Source organism: Acinetobacter sp. YH12239 (assembly GCF_013417635.1).
In the GTDB taxonomy this organism is placed as follows: Bacteria; Pseudomonadota; Gammaproteobacteria; order Pseudomonadales; family Moraxellaceae; genus Acinetobacter.
Window position 1 is genome coordinate 37,746 of record NZ_VPDP01000012.1, and the last position, 20,336, is coordinate 58,081.

A 20,336-nucleotide genomic window follows, 5' to 3' on the forward strand; every position below is an offset into this window, starting at 1 on the left:
TGAATAAAAAAATCAGCTCAATTGAGCTGATTTTTTTTACTGAGCCAGCGCTTTTTGAATATCCTCTTCAATGCTTTCTGGTTTAGTTGTAGGTGCATATCGATTAAGCACTTTGCCATCTTTTCCAATCAAAAATTTGGTAAAGTTCCACTTAATTCCACTTCCTAAAATGCCTTTGCTGTTGTTGGTGAGATACCGAAAAATCACATGGGCTTCAGGACCTTTTACATCCACTTTAGCGAACATCGGAAAGGATACACCGTAATTTCTCTGGCAAAAACTACCAATTTCTTCATGCGTACCCGGATCTTGCCCACCAAATTGATTACACGGAAATCCTAACACCTCAAAACCTTGATCTTTATACTTTTCATACAGCGCTTCCAACCCTGCAAATTGTGGCGTAAATCCACATTTGCTGGCTGTGTTGACTATCAATAGCACTTTACCTTCATAGTCCGAAAATTGCTTATTTTCCCCTTCTAGCAATTCTGCCTCAAATTGATAAATATTGGTCATGGATAGGTTTCCTCATCATTTTTTTCTTGGGTTTTTAATTCTAATGAAGCTGAGTTTACACAATAACGAAGACCTGTAGGTTCAGGTCCATCCTCAAAAACATGACCTAGATGTGCGTCACAATGATGACAAACAATCTCAGTACGAATCATGCCATGTGAGTGATCGTCATGTTCTTCAATGACTGTTTGGTTGATTGGACGATAAAAACTAGGCCATCCACAACCACTGTCATATTTGGTTTCTGAAGTAAATAAAGGTTCGCCACAGCAACGACAAACATAAGTTCCTTCTTGTTTGGTATTCCAATATCGCCCTGTGAAAGCAGGCTCAGTTCCCTTTTGACGGGTAATGCGATACTCCTCTGGTGATAACTCTCTTTGCCATTCTCGGTCTGTTTTATTGAGTTTTCCCATGATTAACTCCTTTAAATCTTTGACATTCAATGTCATGCTTTAGTACCTTCATATTTACGCTAGAGCTTGAAAAATTTCTAGCTAAATTTCTACATAGATTGTGATATTTAGTAATCTATTTTTATTCACTCAAAAATAATTGGATGGGAATATGTCCGTTTTAGGTAACACTACTCCACGCGAAATTAAGAAATCGTCTAAGCTCGAGCATGTATGCTATGACATTCGTGGACCTGTGTTACGCGCCGCCAACGAAATGGAAGAAGCCGGACATAAGATAATTAAACTCAATATCGGCAACCCAGCGCCCTTCGGTTTTGAAGCACCTCAAGAAATTATCAATGATGTTGCGTTGAATTTACCAAATGCAATCGGCTATACAGACTCAAAAGGGATTTTCCCTGCCCGCAAAGCGGTTTGTCAGTATTATCAACAAAAAGGTATTTTCAATATGCATGTCAATGACGTGTATATTGGTAATGGTGTTTCTGAGCTGATTGTAATGGCTATGCAAGGCCTGTTAGATGACGGCGATGAAATGCTGGTACCAATGCCAGATTATCCATTATGGACTGCTGCCGTTAATCTTTCTGGTGGTACAGCAATTCATTATAAATGTGATGAAGAAGATAATTGGTATCCTGATATTCAGGATATGGAAAACAAAATTACGCCTAATACTCGTGGGATCGTGATTATCAATCCGAACAACCCAACGGGTGCTGTTTATCCACGCCATGTCTTAGAAAAAATTGTCGCTCTTGCAAAAAAATATGACCTGATTTTATTTGCTGATGAGATCTACGATAAGATCGTTTACGATGGAATCGAACATGTATCGGTCGCTGCCCTTGCGGGTAATCAACTGTGTATTTCATTTAATGGATTATCTAAATCCTATCGAATCGCTGGATACCGTTCAGGCTGGATGGCAATTACGGGTGATAAGACACGTGCGGCAGATTATATTGAAGGTCTAGATATGCTCGCGTCAATGCGCCTGTGTGCTAACCATCAAGCTCAATATGCTATTCAAACTGCATTGGGTGGCTACCAGTCTATCAACGATTTAATTCGTCCAGGTGGTCGTTTGTATGAGCAACGCAATATTGCTTGGCAAATGTTGAATGAAATCCCAGGTGTAAGCTGTGTTAAACCTGAAGGTGCAATGTATTGTTTCCCTAAACTTGATCCTGAAATTTATCCGATTCAGGATGATGAACAGTTTATGCTTGACTTCCTCAAAGCAGAAAAAGTGTTATTGGTTCAAGGTACAGGATTCAACTGGCCTACCCCTGATCATTTTCGTGTGGTGTTCTTGCCTGCAGAAAATGAATTACGTGAAGCAATCAATCGTTTAGGAAGATTCTTAGCAAAAATGCGTTAATTCGGTCGTTTTATGTGAATGATGTATTTCAAACCCCCAGATTTCAATCTGGGGGTTTTATATTTAATATTTTGATTATTTCATGATATTAATTTCATTTTGATTATATACAAGCACCCTTCTTTTCCTTTATCGTGATTAAGCATTATCCATGCACAATACTATAAAAAACATTTAGGAAAAAAGATGAAAAAGACGCTAACCGCATTGACTCTATCGATTGGCTTGTTATTACCTCTAACGAGCTTTGCTAAAAATAACGTTGTCGTCGTTGCAACTGGGGGAACGATTGCGGGTGCTGGTGCAAGCTCAACCAACAGCGCCACTTACACTGCCGCAAAAGTTCCAGTGGATGACTTACTGAATGCCGTTCCTCAAATTAAAGATTTAGCCAATGTGAGCGGCGTACAAGCAATGCAGGTTGCTTCTGAAAGCATTACGGACAAAGAATTACTTTCCCTTGCCCGCCAAGTCAATGATTTGGTTAAAAAGTCAGATGTAAATGGTGTTGTGATTACACATGGCACAGATACTTTAGAAGAAACCGCTTTTTTTCTTAATCTAGTCGTACAAACGGAAAAACCTATTGTTGTTGTCGGCTCAATGCGCCCATCGACGGCTTTATCTGCGGATGGCCCACTAAATTTATATAGTGCAGTTGCTCTGGCAGCAGACCCGAGTGCAAAAAATAAGGGGGTGTTCGTCCTTATGAACGATAGTATTTTTGCAGCTCGAGATGTGACTAAAGGCATTAATATTCATACTAATGCCTTTGTAAGCCAATGGGGAGCTTTAGGAACTTTGGTAGAATCTAAACCTTATTGGTTCCGAAGTTCTGTTAAGCGATTTAATCAACGGTCAGAATTCAATATCGAGAATATTAAGGGTGATACACTCCCATTAGTTCAAATTGTCTATGGCTCTGGCAACATGATTCCTGATGCTTATCAAGCGTATGCCAAGGCTGGGGTTAAAGCCATTGTCCACGCAGGTACAGGAAACGGCTCAGTCGCGAAAAATATTGTTCCCACGCTGAATCAACTTCAGCAAAGTGGTATACAAATTGTACGTTCTTCACGAGTGCCACAAGGATTTGTTCTCCGTAATGCCGAACAGCCAGATGACAAATATGGTTGGGTAGTTGCACATGATTTTAACCCTCAAAAAGCTAAAATATTAACCGCCCTTGCTTTAACCAAAACCAAAGATGCAAAAGAAATTCAACGCATGTTCTGGGAATATTGAGCCAAATTTTCATGTTATAAAAAAGTGCCGAATGGCACTTTTTTTGATTGATATAAAATCGCCTTTATTCAAATCGAGGATAATTTGTGCGAATCATATAAAATATCGTGGATTCTCAGCTCTTAATCACTTTGCATGATAAAATACGCTCTGCTCTTGTAAAGGACTCATCTATGCAGTTTGTTCATCTCGGTGTTCATACAGAATTTTCAATTACTGAATCAATCGTACGTATACCTGATCTAATGAAGTCTGCTGTACAGGATTCTATGCCTGCACTCGCGATGACAGATTTATCGAACTTACATGCAGCAGTGAAGTTTTATACCTCATGTCTTAAAAAAGGCATCAAACCTATTTTAGGAAGTATGATCCGTTTGAATGACGAATCTCATCGTATGACTTTACTGGCGATGAATAACGAAGGTTGGCGTAGTTTAACTGAAGTAGTATCTCGCGGCTTTATTGAAGGACAACAACTCAGTATCCCGTGTGTAAAAAAAGAATGGGTGTTAGAACAAGCGCCGGGCATGATTGCACTTTTAGGGATTAAAAGTGATGTTGGAGAAATGCTTTGTTCAAGTAGCCCTGAAAAAGCTGAACCCTTACTTGAAGCTTGGATCGAAAAATTTGGCAATCGTGTCTATTTAGCACTCACGCGCACCAATCGCCCACAAGAAGAAGATTTTATTATTGAAGCTGTTAAATTAGCCGCAAAATATCAAATCGGTGTTGTCGCTCATAATGATGTTCATTTTATTAGAGAAGAAGACTTTGAAGCTCATGAAGCACGCGTCTGCATCGCAGATGGCTATGTTTTAGGTGATAATCGTCGACCACGTACTTACAGCCCTGAGCAATATTTCAAAACAACAGCGCAAATGGTGGAGTTATTTGCTGATATCCCCAGTGCTATTCAAAATACAGTTGAAATTGCTAAACGCTGTAATGTGACACTTCGCTTAGGTAAATACTTTTTACCTGACTATCCAATTCCTGAAGGTCATACAATTGATACCTTCTTTGCCCATTTATCTAAAGAAGGCTTAGAGGAACGTCTTAATCACCTCTATCCTGTGGAGAAACGTGGAGAAGACTGGCCTGAAATTCGCAAAGAATATGACGATCGTTTAGATTTTGAAATCAAGATTATTAACTCTATGGGATTCCCAGGTTACTTCTTGATTGTCATGGACTTCATTCAGTGGTCCAAGAACAATGGCGTACCTGTAGGCCCGGGTCGTGGTTCAGGTGCAGGCTCATTAGTTGCATACAGTTTAAAAATTACAGATTTAGATCCACTGCCATACGGACTTCTTTTCGAACGTTTCTTAAACCCTGAACGTGTTTCGATGCCAGACTTTGACGTGGATTTTTGTATCGCAGGTCGAGATCGTGTAATTGATTATGTAGCACGAACTTATGGGCGTGATGCTGTATCGCAAATTGCAACCTTTGGTACGATGGCAGCGAAAGGTGCAATTCGTGATGTTGCACGAGTGTTAGGTAAGTCTTACGGCTTAGCAGATCGTATTTCTAAAATGATCCCGACTAAACCTTTAGGTTTAAGTTTGGAAGAATCTTTAGAAGCAGAACCACAACTTAAAGATATTGTAACCAACCCGTCCAACCCAGATTATGAAGATGCTTCAGAAATCTGGGAAATGGCGCTTAAACTTGAGGGAATAACGCGTAACACAGGTAAGCACGCAGGTGGTGTTGTAATCGCACCGACCAAGATTACGGACTTCTCAGCTGTACTGTGTGAAGAAGATGGTACTGGTCGTGTTGCTCAATTTGATAAAGACGATGTTGAGGCGGCAGGACTTGTTAAATTTGACTTCTTGGGGTTGCGAAATCTTACTGTAATTGAAGATGCTATTCAGCACATTAACCAACGATTAAAGTTTGATATACCTCTAAAGATTGAGAATATTCCGCTAAATGACAAAGCTGCATATTCGATATTTGCCGAAGCAAATACCACTGCGGTATTCCAATTTGAATCCGTGGGCATGAAAAAAATGCTCAAGGAAGCACGTCCAAGTAAATTTGAAGAAATTATTGCCTTCGTGTCATTGTACCGCCCCGGTCCAATGGATCTAATTCCAGACTTTATTCATCGGATGCATGGTGGAGAGTTCGAATACTTACATCCCCTATTAGAAGGTGTATTAGAACCAACATACGGGATTATGGTATATCAAGAACAGGTCATGCAAGCAGCACAGTATTGTGCAGGATATAGTCTAGGTGGCGCGGACTTACTTCGTCGTGCGATGGGTAAAAAGAAACCTGAAGAGATGGTTAAACAACGCCAAATCTTTATTGAAGGTGCTGCAAAAAAAGATATCGATGAGCAAACGGCGAACCATATCTTTGACTATATGGAAAAATTTGCAGGCTATGGTTTCAACAAATCACATGCTGCAGCCTATGCATTGGTGGCTTATCAGACGGCTTGGTTAAAAGCACACTATCCTTCTGAGTTTATGTCCGCTGTACTGACTTCGGAAATGCAAAACACAGACAGTATTGTATTCTTGATTGATGACTGTCGTAACAATGGTCTCGATGTGTTACCACCTTCCGTCAATATGTCGATTTATCAATTCCATGCAATTGATGAAAAAACCATTGTATATGGTCTAGGTGCAATCAAGGGTGTTGGTGAAGCAGCAATGCAGTCTGTGATTGATTCACGTAAGCAACTTGGACCTTATAAAGATTTATTTGATTTCTGCCATCGCATTGATCTGAAAAAAATCAATAAACGTACACTTGAAGCTTTGATTCGCTCAGGAGCATTAGATTGTCTCGGACTTGAACGTGCGACTTTAATGGCTCAATTGCCTGAAGCTGTACAAGCGGCCGAACAAGCTCGTTCAAACCGTGAAACAGGCATTATGGATTTATTTGGTGAAGTTGAGGAAGTTCAACGTAAACCAACTAAACCTGTAAAACCTTGGTCTGATGAAGTCCGTTTAAAAGGTGAAAAAGACACCTTAGGTTTATACTTAACGGGACACCCGATTGATGTGTATCGCCCCGAGTTAAAAGCGTTTATTTCTAACAAAATTAATGAACTGACTCCAACACGTCGTGGAGTAACTACTGTATTTGCAGGCTTGGTTGTGGATGTCGCAAATTTCCCTAACCGCATGATGATCACACTCGATGATGGTACTGCTCGAATCGAAGTCTCAGCAAATCATGAACGCTTCCAACGTTTTAAAGACGTTATTGTGAATGAAAGAGTGATCGTGATTGAAGGTGAAATTTATGAACGTGAAGGCTTCGACCGTCCGATGGGACGTCTTACTAAGGCGTTTACATTAAATGAAATTCGTCAAAAACGTGCGAATCACATCCTCATCAAATTACAACCTGAGCATATTCAGCCAAATCTTGGTCAAGAGCTTTCGCAGATCATTCAACCATTTTGTAATGTAGATATGTGTCAGCATGTGCCATTACAAGTACACCTCGACTTTCCATATGCAACGGCTGATTTTCATTTACCACCGCAATGGAATGTCGCACCACTCGATGACTTATTGTTCAAACTGCGCGACTATTTTGGTAAAGAGGCCTTACATGTGGAGTATCATGTCAAGTCAAAAGCTGCACGTTCCCACGTCGCAGAACCAAAATCAGAACCAGTCATCACATCACATGCCTCTCCACGTGACCAGATCAGTATGGATGAAGCAATGGATCAATACATGACGGAAGTCAGTCAATACTCTTAATTTTGGAAGATTTATGAATTTAATTGATAATGCTGCTGTCTCAGCGCATTTGTCTCATGTGCGTATTGTTATGGTGAATACTACCCTGCCTGCGAATATCGGTAGCGCACTTAGAGCAATGAAAACCATGGGGCTTTCAAAATTGGTTTTAGTTGCACCTAAAACTTATCCTCATCCTGATATTGATGCACTTGCAGCGGGTGCAACCGATTTAATTGATCAGATTCAGATTGTAGAAACGCTTGAAGAAGCCATCGCAGATTGTCATTTAGTCTTTGGTACAAGTGCTCGTAGCCGAACTATTCCATGGCCTTTATTAGATGCTCGACCTGCTGCTGATAAATCTATGCAAGCGGTGATCAAAGAACAACAAGAAATTGCCGTAATATTTGGGCGTGAAGATCGCGGATTAACCAATGAAGAATTGGCTATGGCGAATTACCATGTGACCATCCCTGTGAATACAGACTATGGCGTACTCAATGTCGCTCAAGCCATTCAAATTATTTGCTATGAAATGCGAATGGCGACCACGGCTCTCATGGAACAAGTTGAAGATCCTCAAGCTGTTATGAAAGTGACTGATGAAGATTCTATGCATTGGGATGAGCCGTTGGTAACACATCAACAGATGGAACAATTTTATCCTCATTTTGAAAAAATGTTGCACGAAATCGAGTTTTTAGACCCAGAAAACCCACGATTATTGCCTTTACGCTTGCGTCGCTTATTCGGACGTATACAATTAGATCGTATGGAGTACCATCTTCTTAGAGGTATTTTCAGTCGTGTTCAGGCATTGAACAATGGCACATGGAAAAAGTCAGATTCTAAAGAGAAATCAAAAGATGCTTAAACAGCTTAAAGAAGATATTCAAGCTGTGTTTGCCCGCGATCCTGCGGCGCGCAACACATTTGAAGTTTTAACCACTTATCCAGGAATTCACGCACTGATTATGCATCGTGTTGCGCATGAGCTTTGGAAAAAAGAGTGTAAAACTTCTGCCCGCATGCTGTCTTCTTTTAGTCGTTTCGCAACTGGTATCGAAATTCACCCAGGTGCCAAAATTGGCAAACGTTTTTTTATAGATCACGGTATGGGTGTAGTCATTGGGGAAACAGCTGAAATTGGTGATGATGTGACGCTCTATCATGGCGTGACATTAGGTGGCACCACTTGGAATAAAGGCAAACGTCACCCAACTTTAGAAGATGGCGTAGTCGTTGGCGCAGGTGCGAAAATTTTGGGACCATTTACCGTGCATAAGAATGCGAAAGTGGGTTCAAATGCTGTGGTCACCAAAGAAGTCCCTGAAGGGGCTACTGCCGTAGGTAATCCAGCGCGATTTATTATTAAAAATCAGCAAAAAGATTTGGACAAAGAATCAGAACGACGCAATTATGCAGAAAGCATCGGTTTTCAACCTTACGCGACAACCCAAGATCAATCTGATCCAATGTTAGAAGGTATGCGGGTATTATTGGATCGTATACAGCACAATGAAAAGCGCATGAACACTCTATGTCAGCGACTTTCATTACTTGATCCAACATTTAGTAACGCTCAAAGTAATGGACAACCATTTAGCGCTGAAGAGTTAAAAATCATTGACGAAGTTCGTCGTGAGTGCGAAGCTCAAACTGCACAATCAAAAGCTTAATGTATAAGTTTGACTAAGTTAGGTGAATCTGAGTTGCATGTTGTTTCGACTTTTCATAGACTCAGATACAACCTGAACTAGAATTTAAAAACATAATATTGGAAGAAAATATGACGATTAAGCCCCTCATTGCCACCATGATCGCTGTTTCATTATTGAGTGCTTGTAGCTCTCCAGCAGTTAAAAAACAATCTAAAACAAACGATCCAATCGTCTTTTCTGAGCCTGATTTAAGTGCGCCATTTTATGCATTAAATCCTTTCAACTATAGCCAACCACCAGTATTCGAACTTGAACTAAAAAAAGCAGCTGCTGCTCCACTTCAAAAACTTGAGGTGACTGATCCAAATAACCCAAACAGGAAGATGATCCTCGATAAGAATAAATTAATCGTACCGACTGTGAATAGTTCACAACGTGCGATGAAATACACGGTTTTAGCGGGTCAAAATGAAATCGATATTACAGAAATTGATGACTTCCTCCAGATGGTTGAAGGTAAAGCACGTCACTATCCACCTCGTTTCACAGATCGCCAAGAACGTCGCGGTTTTGAAGCTAAATTACGTGAAGTTTCAGCTCAACTTGATACTTTAGCAGCGAAAGATAACGCGTCATTCGACATCTTAATTCGTGCATTTAAAGCAAGTATATTGGGTCGTAACCTTGATCTTGGTTCTGCTTACACCACTAAATCTTTAAAATATGCACAACAAATCCTGAAGATCAACAAAGAAGATGCAGAAGCGAACTTCTGGTTTGGTTTCTCTTTGTCTGAAGGTGGTGGTCAAAAAGAAGCTATTCCATATATCGACAAGGCCATCAAAGCAGGTGTTCAAGAAGCTTATCTCGTAGCTGTTAATAACTACCTCGCATTGAGCCAAAAGAAAAATGCAATCACAACTTTAAAAAATTACAAAGTGAAATATCCTGAAGAAACTGAAGTTGCTGACCGCTTGATTCAAGAAATTGAGAAACAAGGTCGTTACAATGTTTGGCAAATTTTAAACAATCCAGCGAAATCATAATCTTATTTCAAAAAAAATAGACTGATTATTCAGTCTATTTTTTTAGCACTTATTTTTATCTCCCTAAAAATAACGTATGCTCAGCGTTAATGATTCATGCTGACAGTTGAAAATATGTTTATGATGAACAATAAATACATCGGCGTCCTACTGCTCGCAACACCACTATTTATGACAGGTTGCCAAGTCGTCAGTGTAAAAAATCAAGCGCTTAATGTCTCGATCGCGAATGAACGAGATAGCATATTAACGCGTAAAAAAATGAGTGAAGCGAGTCTGAATGTCCTCTCCATGACAGGCAGTGAGGCTGAAAGTTGTTCTAATGATCCAGATAAATGCGTATCTGATCTAAAAAAAATAAAACAAATTCAAGATGAACAACTTTATTCAACTGCAAGTGAAGCATATTTAACACGGGCATTAGCCCTCAATAATTCTTCTGATTGTAATACCAGTTTAATTAATAAATATCAGTCAGAAGAAAAGCAAAAAATTCATCAAGAAAACTATAGTCAATGTCTTGATCAACAGTTAGCAATGCTTGATAAAAGTATTCGTTATAGTTATGCCTATCTATTCAAGACAAAACGCCAACCAAGCGACCGTATTTTCGATAATAGACAAGTTCAAATACGAGATTTCTACAATCAAGCCTTGGCGAAAATGGTGATGACCTATGGTATGCGCTATACGGGTGAAAAAGTTCCCAAACAAATAAAAATTGGTGAAAGCATTTATACCATCAACTATGACCATTACCCTCAGATTGCTAATCAAAAATTAGATAGCCTGCTTTCAAGCTACAATCTCAATTTTAGTGGCTTGCGTTCGATTAACCGTCGGGATGGTTTCGGTGCGGAATTTGTCGCAACACTTCCAGCGCCAGAGCGAAATAGCGATTCAGGTAAATATATTGTAGATCCATTAAATCACGCTTATAAAAATGGTCGCAATCCTAACATTCATCCACCACGTTATCTTTCAGTCACGATGACCGCTGAGCCTGCGCGTCAAAGTAATGTAGAGGATATTCTGAATGACCCGCATTTCACCCTGAATATTTATGATCCTTATGGATTAGATCAATTAAAAGTAGGTGGAAAAGTTTATCCCTTAGCTGCGAATTATTCTGCACCTTATGGTTTGTGGCTTGCCGAAAATAACTTAGGTGCTGCTGCATATTTGAGTTTGATTGATCGTGACAATACAATCACAATGCCCCATCTCTTTATGCTCGAACCCTATAATCCAAACAAAAAAATTATTGTTTTGGTACATGGACTTGCAAGCAGTCCAGAAGCTTGGATTGCATTAACCAATGACATTATGGGAGATAATGTTCTAAGAGAGCATTATCAAGTTTGGCAAGTATTTTACTCAACCAATATGCCAATTTTAGAAAGTCGCTTTCAGGTGAATGCGATCATTCAACAAGCATTTAATTCACTTGATCAATCTACGGCGTCAGCTAAAGATGCAGTTCTGATTGGACATAGTATGGGTGGTATTATTTCAAGATTATTGGTGAGCCAAGCTGATTTAACACAACCTGCATTGTCTCAATTAAAAAATTCTCAAATTAGCCGTTTTAAGAATGAACCTTTATTTAAAGCTCGTTTACAAATCAAACCTGTACCACAGTTTAATCGTGCTATTTTCTTAGCAGCACCGCATAGAGGCACAGATTATGCTGATCGTTGGTTTACACGAGCTGCGCGCAAAGTGATCAAGTTGCCAGGTGCATTTTTGGGTGCATTTGCTGAATCGCTCTCAGATAAAGATATTAATATTAAACATTTTGTCAAAGACTTAGGTCATGGATTGATTCAAAATGGTCCGAGTGATCTGAGTCACAACTCTCCTTTCACCAAATTAACCTCACCTGTGATGCCAGTTAAAGGGTTTAAATTTCACTCCATCATGGGGAATGTGACTGAGAGTAAAGATCCTACTGTTATGTCAGATGGGATCGTGCCTTATCAGAGTGCGCATCTAAAAGGGGCACAATCTGAGATTATTATCAAAGGTGGTCACTCAATTCAGGAAACGCCTGAAGCTGTGTTGGAATTAAGACGAATCCTAAGACTTCATTTGACAGAGCTTGGAATTGCCAAATAACGATTTCCTTTAGCTTTTATCAGCCGATGTATGAAAGATGCATCGGCTTTTTGTTTTTATAGTCCCAAATGACGACTTTTGAATCCCACTCATATTTTTAATTCCCTTCTCCATAAAATATTTGAGAAAAAATGGATAACGATTAGAACAAACTGGATAGCCTGACTCCGTTAATCACTGTTCAATAGATTCAAAGATAAATGAAATCAAGTGATATAAGGAGTTAGACCATGGGATCTCGTAGCAGCATCGAATGGCATGATTTTATTGAAGGATGTATCGATTTTCGACCAGAGGATGGCGTCTATCGTATCGCACGTGACATGTTTACTGAACCAGAACTTTTTGATCTAGAAATGGAAATGATCTTTGAAAAGGTGTGGATCTACGCGTGTCATGAAAGTGAAATTCCAAAACCAAATGACTTTGTCACTGTTCAAATTGGTCGCCAACCGCTCATCATTAACCGTGATGGTCAAGGTAATTTAAATGCAATGGTCAATGCCTGCGAGCACCGTGGTGCTACATTGACCCGAGTTGCTAAAGGTAATCAATCCACATTTACCTGCCCTTTCCATGCTTGGTGTTACAAATCGGATGGTCGTCTCGTAAAAGTTAAAGCTCCTGGTGAGTATTGTGATGACTTTGATAAATCATCACGAGGTCTAAAAAAAGCACGTATCGCAAGTTATAAAGGATTTGTCTTCGTTAGCTTAGATACAACAGCTACAGATACCTTAGAAGATTATTTAGGTGATACACGTGTTTTCCTTGATCTTATGGTTGAACAATCACCTACAGGTGAATTAGAAGTTTTACCGGGTAAATCAGCATATACCTTTGCTGGAAACTGGAAGCTACAAAATGAAAATGGTGTAGATGGCTACCATGTAAGTACTGTTCACTATAACTATGTATCTACAGTTCAATATCGTCAGCAACTGAATGCACAAAAAGGGACGGGACCAAAAGACACACTTGATTACAGTAAATTAGGTGCAGGTGATGACACAACTGATGATGGTTGGTTCTCATTTAAAAATGGTCATAACGTTTTGTTTAGTGACATGCCTAACCCAACTGTACGTCCTGGTTACGCAACTGTGATGCCATATCTGGTTGAGAAATATGGTCAAAAACGTGCTGAATGGGCAATGCACCGTCTCAGAAACTTAAACCTATATCCAAGCCTTTTCTTTATGGATCAAATCAGTTCGCAACTTCGTATTATTCGTCCAGTTGCGTGGAATAAAACTGAAGTCATTAGCCAGTGTATTGGTGTTAAAGGTGAGTCGGCTGAAGCACGTCGTAACCGTATTCGTCAATTCGAAGATTTCTTCAACGTATCGGGCTTAGGCACGCCTGACGATTTAGTTGAATTCCGTGAACAACAGCGTGGTTTCCAAGCTCGTTTAGAACGCTGGAGTGATATTTCGCGCGGTTATCACAAGTGGAATTATGGCGACAGCCCGAATGCTCAAACACTAGGGATCAAACCAGTCATTACGGGTACTGAAATCACTCAAGAAGGTTTATATGTCAATCAACACCAAGTTTGGCGCGATCTCATGTTAAAAGGCTTAAAAAATAAAGCACTTAAACTCACTGAAGATACTTCTGAACCACACGAATGCCCTGCATCACAAGCGACAACTGAGGAGGCTTAATCATGACACAAGCTCTTGTACATCAAGTTTCTCAATTTTTATATGAAAAATCTGCGCTTTGTGACAACTATGAATGGGACGCATATTTAGAACTCTATGATGAAGACAGTGAATACCACATTCCACAATGGATTAGTGACCATGAATACGTCACTGATCCAAACCAAGGACTTTCGTATATCTATTATGAAAACCGTGCTGGCCTTGAAGATCGCGTATTCCGTATTGGAACTGGTAAAGCTGCATCAGCTACGCCCCTTCCGCGTCTCATGCATGCGATTCACAACATCCGTGTAAAAACACTTGAAGACGGATTATTAGAAGTTAAAGCGGGTTGGTCGACATTCTATAACCGCCAAGGTTTAGAAGGCTATTTTTACGGGCATGTCACTTATATCCTTCGTCAACATGAAGACACTTTCCGCATTCGTAAACAGCACACCATTTTGTTGAATGACAAAATTGATTCTGTGCTCGACTTCTATCACGTTTAAGGAGTAAAAGAATGAGTCATTCTGTTGCACTCAACTTTGCAGATGGTAAAACGTTCTTTATCTCTGTGAATAATGATGAGCTTTTACTTGATGCTGCGTTCCGTCAAGGTATCACATTACCTTTAGACTGCCGTGAAGGCGTTTGCGCAACCTGTCAAGGGCAATGTGAAAGTGGCAATTACACTCAAGATTATGTCGATGAAGAAGCATTAACCGAACGTGATCTGGCAGAGCGTAAAATTTTAGCTTGTCAAACACGAGTGCAATCGAATGCTGCATTCTATTTCGATCATGACTCAAGTTTCTGTAATGCTGGTGAAACACTTCAACTCGAAACCAAAGTGACTCACGTAGAATTAGTCTCTGAAACTACGGCAATCATTCATGTAGATGCCAGTCAACATACGCAGAAAATTGATTATTTACCAGGTCAATATGCTCGATTAAAAATTCCTGGTGCAAATGATTGGCGTTCATATTCATTCGCCAATCTACCGAATGAAGGTAATCAATTACAGTTTTTAATTCGCTTACTGCCGCAAGGTCTCATGAGTGATTACCTGCGAGATCGTGCAAAAGTTGGCGATACCATTTTACTCGAAGCCCCTCTGGGTAGTTTTTATCTTCGCGAAGTGGAAAAAGAAAAGCCATTGGTCTTTGTCGCAGGTGGTACTGGTTTATCGGCATTTTTAGGAATGCTAGATCAAATTGTGGAACAACCTCAAATTCCGCCTGTACATCTATATTATGGTGTAAACAAAGAGCAAGATTTGTGTGAACAAGAAAGGTTAAAAGCATACTCAGCCAAGATTCCACACTTTGAGTATCATCCCGTAATCGGACAACCTTCTAATGATTGGACTGGAAAAAAAGGATTTATCCACGAACATTTAGATCAATCGCAATTAAGCGAATCAGCATTCGATATGTATTTGTGTGGTCCGCCACCAATGATCGATGCTGTCAAAAATTGGTTAGCTGATCACCAGATAGACAACGGACGTGTTTACAGTGAGAAGTTTATTCAAAGTCATAGCTCAAGATAATTAAATGAGCTGATGACATTCACTAGGGGCTATCGTTAATATTCACTTCTAACGATAGTCCTTTTTAGTTCTAACGTTTGAATATATGGAAATTTTAAATGCAAAAAATAATTGTAAATGACGTTATTGATCGGGAAAAAATGTCCCCTTTACAATGGACAGTTTTCTTTTTGGGGTTTTTGGTTTTTTTCTGTGATGGATTAGACACTGGCATCTTAGGCTTTATTGCACCAGCATTGTTAGATGATTGGGGGATTTCAAAACCAGATCTAGCACCTGTGCTCAGTGCGGCCTTAGTAGGCATGTCGATCGGCGCTATTATCTCAGGGCCATTATCAGATAAATTTGGGCGCAAGGGTGTCATCGTAATGACGACTTTGTTGTTTTCAATTTTCACCATCATGTGTGGATTTGCTTCTAACACACAAGAACTTATGATCTATCGTTTTATTACAGGGGTCGGACTTGGTGCGGCTATGCCGAATATTAGCACAATGGTATCCGAATACATGCCTCTAAAACGTAAAGCATTTCTGACCGGATTAGCAGGTTGCGGATTTATGTTAGGGATCTCAAGTGGCGGTGTCTTATCTGCGTTCTTATTAGAGAATCAAGGGTGGGCAAATGTCATTATTATTGGCGGTGTAATCCCACTCATTGTATTGGTATTTTTGATTACAAAGTTACCTGAATCACCTCAATACCTCATCAAACAAAATCGTCAAGAAAAAGCAAAACCAATTCTTGAGAAGATTCACGGTCAAGCATTTGATCAAAGTACTGTATTTGTACTACCTGAAGCAGAAGTATTAGATCCTAAACAAAGCCCTGTTAAAATTTTATTTAGCAAATACTTTTGGGGTTCAGCAATGCTTTGGCTGTGTTGCTTTACCAGCCTAATGGTATTTTATCTGTTAACCAGCTGGATGCCGACTATTCTTAAAACCGCTGGATTCACAACAGAACAGTTTAGTTTAATTGCAGCGATTTTCCCATTCGGCGGTGTAATAGGTGCATGCTTTATGGGTTGGTATATGGACAAAGTCAATCCAAATACTGTGATTAAATATTCTTATCTCGCAGCATTTGTATTGTTCTTCGTTGCAGCATTTGTGAGTCAAAGTATTGTTTTACTCGGTATTGCAATTTTCTTAATTGGCGCATTATTAGTTGGTGCTCAATCATCACTACTTCCATTAACAGCACTATTCTACCCTTCAGTGTGCCGCGGTGTAGGTGTTTCATGGATGCATGGTATTGGTCGTATCGGTGCGATCTTAGGTGCGTTCTACGGATCACTGATTTTTACTTTTGAATTATCTCTTGCAGGTATTTTCTATGTCCTAGCAATTCCGACATTTATTTCGTTTATTGCGCTCGCATTAAAAGGACTAAAACAACCTGAATCAGCCAATACTGCAACTGCAGAGGTAACGCAGTAATTTAAACTCAGTCATTAAAAAGCCCCAATCAAGGGGCTTTTTTTTAAACCATTATTTTAAGTGTTTCACTCGGGAGAACCCCATACTTGGCTTTGTATTCTTGAGAAAAACGTCCTAAATGTCTAAATCCCCAATCATAAGCCAATCTTGAAATGGAAATATTTGCATTGTTCTGCAACAAAGCATGATGAATCTGTTCAAGTCTATAGTTTTTTAAATAATCCATAGGACTCATTTGCAGCGCTTGTTGAAACTCACGGTATAAAGTCGATTTTGAAGTCCCCGATATCATGACTAAATCTGATGCGTCCAACTCTTGATCAGCAAAACGATGAATAAAATCTCTGACCACCATGACTGGCTTCGGAAGCTGATACTCTTGGAGCGATCTTAATTCATTGGAATAATTATTGTGCTGGGTTAAAAGCAAAGCCTTAATCAAAAAACTTTCATAATCTTGAGAAAGCAGATTTAAACCATCAAAACGAGAATAATCTTGCCTGAGCGTTAAACATTGTTGAATATTATTCCACCACAATCTTAAGAAGTTATCTTCACTAAATGGCATATCTGGCTCAAAAATCACCTGCTCTTTAACAGGTTTAGAAAGCAAATTGGAAAGTACAGATTTGACACTTTCTTCAGGAATCACCACTTGAAATTTTTTACAATTACGGTGAATGATGAGTTCTTGCTGATCCTGACTAGAAACAATGATTCCATTACTACTATGTGATAAATGAGTTTCTCCATTCATACGCAATGTTTGCTGTCCATAAATAGGCAAACTGATACTGTATGCACCTAGCTGCTGAATTTGAATAGACACATCTGTGCCATAACTGATACAGCCAATTGCCATTTTTTTACTCGGCAAGCGTATACCTGAATAATGAAAATCAAGCTGATCTTTACGAGCAGTTTCTAATTGATGTGAACCACAAATAAGGCTCATTAATCGTTGAGCAACATTCAATTCACGCGATGCGTGACTAAGATCCTTATGTTGGCTGAGTGTGATCATCCTGTTCACCTAGCTATTTTGAATCATGATAAATACTATAAAACATTTTTAATAATAATGTCGAAATAAAGTCTCTTTGCTTCGACTAAATATTTACATATATTATTGAACACAGATTAGTAAATTAAAAAATACTAATTTGGTATCTTATATTACTTAATAGGTATTTTTATTTTTTATAATATTTTCATAAACTTATATTAAAATTACAATGATAAAAAAATTCGATTTTATTTGACATTCAGCGATTATAAAGATAGATTTTTAAATAACGTCCTAAGGATAGGACTGATATAAATAAATGTAATTTTTTTCAATTACCACTATAGCTATTAAATTTTAAAATTATTATTTCTGGTCTGAATATTGCTTCATTTATTTATATCGTAAATCTCATTCCATGATATCAATTTAACACTACTGTCATGGTACGGACTACTAATGAGCCAAAAGGATTCACAATGAACCAGCTTCATTCCTCTCAGCTAACTGGGCAAAATTTTAGTAATGAATCAATTTTCAACAGTCAAAACTTGGTCTTCAATCAAGCAGATTTGAGCGAGACTTGTAAAAATGTAGGGCAAATTTTTAAGCCTCATGCTCTAAAAGTGTTAAAATCAGCTAAAAAATTTAGTGCAAGCATGCACCATGTTCAAACTGGGGCTCTTTCTATCAGCCGCTTGGAATATGGCGCAGATGTATTAATCGAACCAGATCAACTTGAAAAGTTTTATCTTATTCAGATTCCTACTCGAGGCTATGCTGAAATTGAATTTGGTCAAGATAAATTTATTTCATACTCAGAAGTAGCGTCAATTATCTCACCTGACCAATCACTCAGAATGCGCTGGCGTGCTCACTCCCCTCAACTCATTCTCAAAATTTCAAAAGATGATTTTGCACATCATTGTCAGCAACATATCGTGAAATCTGAACAAAAAAATGTAATTTTTAATCCTCGACTTGATTTTACCACTCAATCTGGTGGTTATTTTCTGCAACTTTTGAGAACCATGATGGATGCACTTAAATGTGAGCATCATCCTCTCCACCACCCACTTGCATTTAAGCAGTTTGAATCAAATCTATTTAATGCGCTTATTTATGGACAACCAAACAATGCTTTTTTTAAAGCAAATTCTCATCATGAGAAAAAATTAGCGCCCTACTTTATCAAACGTGCTGAAGCATACATTCACAACCACTTACATGAACCACTCAACATAGAAGTCTTGGCTGAACAATCAGGTGTAAGTGCACGAACACTCTTTGCAGGATTCAAAAACCATTTTGGCATTACCCCTATGGCATATTTACGTGAGCTTCGTTTTGAACAAGCTCATCTTGAACTGATGAATAATGAACATGCCACGGTCACTGATGTTGCATTTAAGTGGGGCTTTACTCATTTAGGTCGTTTTTCACAAGAGTACAAACGTCGTTATGGCGAGCTGCCCTCATCAACGCGTAAGATTACACAAAATTCACTCTTCTCTTAATTTTATGTCTGTCAATAAAAAAGCCTGTGAAATCACAGGCTTTTTCGATTAGAAATGATGAATGTATCGAATTTGGAATCGATCGCCTTCAGTTCTATTTTTTGCATCATTTTCAAAATATGCATTTGCGACTACATGATTTTTTGGCGAGTGGCTATACATAAGTCCAGGTCCAACTGCCCACACACTTTCTTTGCGACCATCGACTTTTACACCATCAACTTTAGTATCGGTAAACTGTTTTAAGTAATATCCACTTAGACCCAACCGAATCTGATCATGTACAGCATATTCAGATGCTAAGTTAATGTGTACTGCTTGCCCCGCTTGGATGTCATCAGCAGCACCAAAACCATAAGTTGGATCATCATTTTTAAAATTATACAAATAATGAGCGCGTGTCGAAGCTGTCCATTTCGGATTAAACCAATACGTTGCAGCCCAATATGGATTGAAGGAAAATGCATTATTACCCGGATTAATATCACGGTTTTGCTGATATTCCCCTGTCGGCAAATTTATCTGTATTTCTATTCGATGGACAAATTTTGGTCCCTGTTCACCCATGACTGGATCAAACTGGAGAAATGGACCAATCATCAAATCTCCAAATCCACTTTTAGCTTTTAAGGCTTGATTATTTAAACCATCGTCAACACTGATTTTACTTAAATAAGGGATAAGTAAATTCAGACCTAGACTTGAATGAGCAGTCGGTTTATAGGTCGACATGTAACTTAATTGCTCGACAATCACTTGATAATTTAAATCTGTTTTGGGCAGCGGAAGCTTTTGTCCACTCGTATCTCTCAACTTATCACTGTCATAATGTTGAAAATACGTTTGCGAATACCAACCAGGTCCAGCTGGTAGTCCACCATCTAGAAAGCTGGTCATACCCAAATTCACAGTCGGTAAATCATAAGCAAAAACATGTGATGAATTTGCTGTAGTAAACAAGGTTAAAGCACTTAATATAATTTTATTTTTCATGTGTATTTCCCATAAAAAACCACGATTGTTCATCGTGGTTTTTAA

At 39.0% G+C, this 20,336-nt stretch carries 16 protein-coding genes; 12 read left to right on the plus strand and 4 right to left on the minus strand.

What is annotated here, in order from left to right; translation table 11 throughout:
- Positions 1 to 36: 36 nt before the first annotated feature.
- Together FTV17_RS11005 and msrB are read right to left on the minus strand one after the other, a co-directional pair.
- A complete protein-coding gene (locus tag FTV17_RS11005; protein WP_179999521.1) occupies positions 37 to 519 on the minus strand; it encodes a glutathione peroxidase in 483 nt (160 codons plus the stop codon).
- Positions 516 to 935: a peptide-methionine (R)-S-oxide reductase MsrB gene (msrB, locus tag FTV17_RS11010; RefSeq protein WP_035266138.1), complete on the minus strand. Its 420-nt coding sequence runs from the start codon at positions 933 to 935 to the stop codon at positions 516 to 518. Before msrB ends, FTV17_RS11005 begins: the two co-directional genes overlap by 4 nt.
- A gap of 151 nt (positions 936 to 1,086) precedes the next feature.
- On the opposite strand from msrB, the gene FTV17_RS11015 reads away from it, so the two are divergent.
- From FTV17_RS11015 to FTV17_RS11065, 11 genes are all read left to right on the plus strand, one after another.
- Positions 1,087 to 2,322 carry a pyridoxal phosphate-dependent aminotransferase gene (locus tag FTV17_RS11015; RefSeq protein ID WP_035266106.1) on the plus strand — a complete coding sequence of 412 codons (1,236 nt, stop codon included), beginning with the start codon at positions 1,087 to 1,089 and terminating at the stop codon, positions 2,320 to 2,322.
- 186 nt (positions 2,323 to 2,508) lie between these two features.
- On the plus strand, positions 2,509 to 3,567 hold the full coding sequence (locus FTV17_RS11020) for a type II asparaginase (RefSeq protein WP_035266107.1): 1,059 nt from the start codon (positions 2,509 to 2,511) through the stop codon (positions 3,565 to 3,567).
- Between the two features lie 173 nt (positions 3,568 to 3,740).
- A complete protein-coding gene (gene dnaE, locus FTV17_RS11025; RefSeq protein ID WP_179999523.1) occupies positions 3,741 to 7,319 on the plus strand; it encodes a DNA polymerase III subunit alpha in 3,579 nt (1,192 codons plus the stop codon).
- Between the two features lie 13 nt (positions 7,320 to 7,332).
- The gene (locus FTV17_RS11030) at positions 7,333 to 8,175 is read left to right on the plus strand and encodes an RNA methyltransferase (RefSeq protein ID WP_035266112.1); all 843 of its coding nucleotides are present in this window, start codon (positions 7,333 to 7,335) and stop codon (positions 8,173 to 8,175) included.
- Complete coding sequence (cysE, locus tag FTV17_RS11035) at positions 8,168 to 8,980, plus strand: serine O-acetyltransferase (RefSeq protein WP_257219932.1); 813 nt, start codon at positions 8,168 to 8,170, stop codon at positions 8,978 to 8,980. The genes FTV17_RS11030 and cysE overlap by 8 nt, the downstream gene beginning before the upstream one ends.
- A gap of 110 nt (positions 8,981 to 9,090) precedes the next feature.
- Positions 9,091 to 10,008: an ABUW_2363 family tetratricopeptide repeat lipoprotein gene (locus FTV17_RS11040; protein ID WP_179999527.1), complete on the plus strand. Its 918-nt coding sequence runs from the start codon at positions 9,091 to 9,093 to the stop codon at positions 10,006 to 10,008.
- 114 nt (positions 10,009 to 10,122) lie between these two features.
- A complete protein-coding gene (locus FTV17_RS11045) occupies positions 10,123 to 12,126 on the plus strand; it encodes an alpha/beta fold hydrolase (RefSeq protein WP_179999585.1) in 2,004 nt (667 codons plus the stop codon).
- Positions 12,127 to 12,356: 230 nt separating this feature from the next.
- Positions 12,357 to 13,793, plus strand: a complete 1,437-nt coding sequence (antA, locus tag FTV17_RS11050; RefSeq protein WP_035266117.1) for an anthranilate 1,2-dioxygenase large subunit — start codon at positions 12,357 to 12,359, stop codon at positions 13,791 to 13,793.
- Positions 13,794 to 13,795: 2 nt separating this feature from the next.
- Entirely contained in the window at positions 13,796 to 14,287 is a 492-nt protein-coding gene (antB, locus tag FTV17_RS11055; protein ID WP_035266119.1) for an anthranilate 1,2-dioxygenase small subunit, read from the plus strand.
- An 11-nt stretch (positions 14,288 to 14,298) separates the two neighbouring features.
- A complete protein-coding gene (gene antC, locus FTV17_RS11060) occupies positions 14,299 to 15,333 on the plus strand; it encodes an anthranilate 1,2-dioxygenase electron transfer component AntC (RefSeq protein ID WP_179999529.1) in 1,035 nt (344 codons plus the stop codon).
- Between the two features lie 98 nt (positions 15,334 to 15,431).
- Positions 15,432 to 16,775: an MFS transporter gene (locus FTV17_RS11065; protein WP_179999531.1), complete on the plus strand. Its 1,344-nt coding sequence runs from the start codon at positions 15,432 to 15,434 to the stop codon at positions 16,773 to 16,775.
- A 43-nt stretch (positions 16,776 to 16,818) separates the two neighbouring features.
- Here FTV17_RS11065 and FTV17_RS11070 read toward each other — a convergent pair whose 3' ends face one another.
- Complete coding sequence (locus FTV17_RS11070) at positions 16,819 to 17,799, minus strand: AraC family transcriptional regulator (protein ID WP_179999533.1); 981 nt, start codon at positions 17,797 to 17,799, stop codon at positions 16,819 to 16,821.
- A 461-nt stretch (positions 17,800 to 18,260) separates the two neighbouring features.
- On the opposite strand from FTV17_RS11070, the gene FTV17_RS11075 reads away from it, so the two are divergent.
- Positions 18,261 to 19,298 carry an AraC family transcriptional regulator gene (locus tag FTV17_RS11075; RefSeq protein WP_179999535.1) on the plus strand — a complete coding sequence of 346 codons (1,038 nt, stop codon included), beginning with the start codon at positions 18,261 to 18,263 and terminating at the stop codon, positions 19,296 to 19,298.
- 48 nt (positions 19,299 to 19,346) lie between these two features.
- Here the strand turns inward: FTV17_RS11075 and FTV17_RS11080 are convergent, their stop codons facing one another.
- On the minus strand, positions 19,347 to 20,291 hold the full coding sequence (locus FTV17_RS11080; protein WP_179999537.1) for a transporter: 945 nt from the start codon (positions 20,289 to 20,291) through the stop codon (positions 19,347 to 19,349).
- Between the last annotated feature and the right edge of the window lie 45 nt (positions 20,292 to 20,336).